Source organism: Streptomyces sp. NPDC054840, from assembly GCF_053611065.1.
The window spans coordinates 1-2344 of record NZ_JBSGZP010000913.1; the positions used below are offsets into that span (position 1 = coordinate 1).

Sequence of the window (2344 nt, forward strand, 5' to 3'; positions counted from 1 at the left end):
GCCGCGCGGACGACGCCGTGCAGGCCGGTGCCGGTCAGTGCCCGAAGCCGAACCAGTTGACGTTCACGAAGTCGGCGGGCTGGCCGCTGGTGAAGGTCAGGTAGACGTCGTGGGTGCCCGTGACCGCCGTGATGTTGGCCGGCACCGTGCGCCAGCTCTGCCAGCCGCCGGTGGACGCGACCGAGAAGCTGCCGACCGGAGCCGAGGCCGGGTTGTCGAGCCGGACCTCGACCAGGCCGCTGACCCCGTCGGCCGCACCGCCGGCCACCCGTCCGTAGAACTGCCGGGCGGGGGTGGAACCGAAGTCGACGCCCCGGAAGAGTGCCCAGTCGCCGTTGCCGATCGCCGCGAGGTTCTGGCCGCCGCCGCTGTCGGTGGTGCTCTCCTTGGACAGGCCCGACTGGCTGTCGTACGACTCGGCCTGGATCGCCGTGTACGCGTCGCGGTGACCGGGCGGGGTGGTGGGCGGTGTCGTCGGGGGAGTGGTGGGCGGTGTGGTGCCTCCGGTCGACCGGAGGACGGACACGTAGTCGACGACCATCGCGTGCCCGGGCTGGGTGCCCGCGTCCGGGCCGCCGCCGAAGGCGTCCGGGAAGCCGCCGCCCATGGCGACGTTCAGGATGATGAAGTAGCCGTGGTTCGTGGCATTGGTCCAGGTCGTCGCGTCGACCTGATCGGCCCGCACGGTATGGAAGTTGAACTCGTCGACGTAGAAGCGCATCTCCTCGACAGCGGTCGAGCGGTCCCACTCGACGGCGTACGTGTGGAAGCCGGCCTGGCAGCTGGTGCCGGGGCAGACGCGCTGGCCGCCGATTCCGGAGGTCTCGTTGCAGGGGCCGCCCGGGCTCGTGCCGCAATGCAGGGTGGCCCACACGTTGTTGAGGCCCTGGACGTTCTCCAGGATGTCGATCTCGCCGATGCCTGGCCAGTTCCACCAGTTGCCCCGGTAGGGGGCGCCGAGCATCCAGAAGGCCGGCCAGTAGCCCTTGGCGGCGGGGCCCGTCACGTTCGGCATCTGGATGCGGGCCTCCGACCGGAGCTTGCCGCCGGCCGGGGGCTCGAAGTCGGCCCGCCGGGTCTCGATACGGCCGGACGTCCAGTTGCCGGCGGCGTCGCGGCGCGGTGTGATGCGCAGGTTGCCCGTGCCGTCGAGGGAAACGTTGGAGGGGTCGGCGGTCATCGTCTCGATCTCGCCGGTACCGAAGTTGGCGGGTCCACCGGGGTACGAGGTGCCGGTGGTGTACTGCCAGTCGGCGGTGTTCACCCCGGATCCCGCGGCTCCGTCGAAGTCGTCCAGGAACACCCGGGACCAGCCGGCCGGTGTGGGGGGAGCCGCGGCGCTCGCGGGCAGGACCACGGCCGCGGCGGCGGCCGCGACCACGGTGATCGTGCTGAGCGCGGCCAGTACGGCCCGGCGGACCGTCGGCCGCTTCCTGCTGGATATCTCGTGCATGGGTGCCCTCTCTGAAGCGCGCCGGAGGCGCGGTGCGGGGGGAAGGGTCAGCGGGTCGGCGCCTTGAGAGCGCTCTCAAGGCGGCACCGCTGGACACTGTCCTCCGCGTCCTCACGGGCCGTCAAGAGATTGAACCGGCATAGCGCTTGTGGGCATAAGGAGTTCAACCAGTGAACGCGAGGGCCCCCCGATCGACGCCACGACCGCCGGTCGACGCCACGACCGCCGGCCGGGGCCGGTACCGCCGCCGTGGACGGCCGCCGCCGGTGGACGGCCGACGGCGGCAGGGCCCTCACCCGTACGGATCAACGCGCCTACGTCACACCGGCGGACCGAATACCTCCCCGGCGCCCGGCAGGTCATGGACGGAGGCCGCCGTCCCGGTCAGCGGCAGCAGACCGGACAGCGGGCACGGTACGGGCATCTCGTGGTCGACCTCCCACTGCCCGGCCGTGTTCCCGCGCGCGTGGTCCAGGGTGCAGACGGCGTACAGGTTGCCGGCGCAGCCCCGGCACAGCAGCGGCCGGTGGCCGGTCATCACGGCCCGTCCGGCGTGCCGCGCGAGACACGCTCTTGTAGCGTCGGTCGCGACAGGATCCCCGGTGTTCCCACCGGAGTCCGCCGGCCGGTTCGCTCACGCGGAACACGTCCCGTCAGCGCGCCGAGCCCCCCGTGTGCCGCCCGCGCCGGAGCCGAGCCGGTCCGCCTCTCGCGAAGCGACCGGGCGCACGCGCAGCCCCCGTGAGAGAGGCCGTGCCGATGTCGAAGGATGTCCCGATAGTGAGCCTGCTGCGTGTGGAGCGGGGCGTCGCCGCCCCTGAAGAACTGGCCGCGATCGCGGTCGTCGTCGCGTGCTACGCCCAACGGACCTCCGGCGGCGGCGACCAGGCC

Annotated in this window: 3 protein-coding genes; 1 reads left to right on the forward strand and 2 read right to left on the reverse strand. The window is 72.4% G+C overall.

Features of this window, described 5'->3' with window-relative positions; genetic code table 11:
- Window positions 1-34 precede the first annotated feature (34 nt).
- Entirely contained in the window at window positions 35-1453 is a 1419-nt protein-coding gene (locus ACWGIU_RS35860; RefSeq protein WP_453712275.1) for a glycoside hydrolase family 16 protein, read from the reverse strand.
- 319 nt (window positions 1454-1772) lie between these two features.
- On the reverse strand, window positions 1773-1991 hold the full coding sequence (locus ACWGIU_RS35865; RefSeq protein ID WP_453712276.1) for a hypothetical protein: 219 nt from the start codon (window positions 1989-1991) through the stop codon (window positions 1773-1775).
- A 221-nt stretch (window positions 1992-2212) separates the two neighbouring features.
- On the opposite strand from ACWGIU_RS35865, the gene ACWGIU_RS35870 reads away from it, so the two are divergent.
- Window positions 2213-2344 (forward strand): acyl-CoA carboxylase epsilon subunit (locus ACWGIU_RS35870; protein WP_453712277.1); only part of this gene is annotated, 132 nt, incomplete at its 3' end.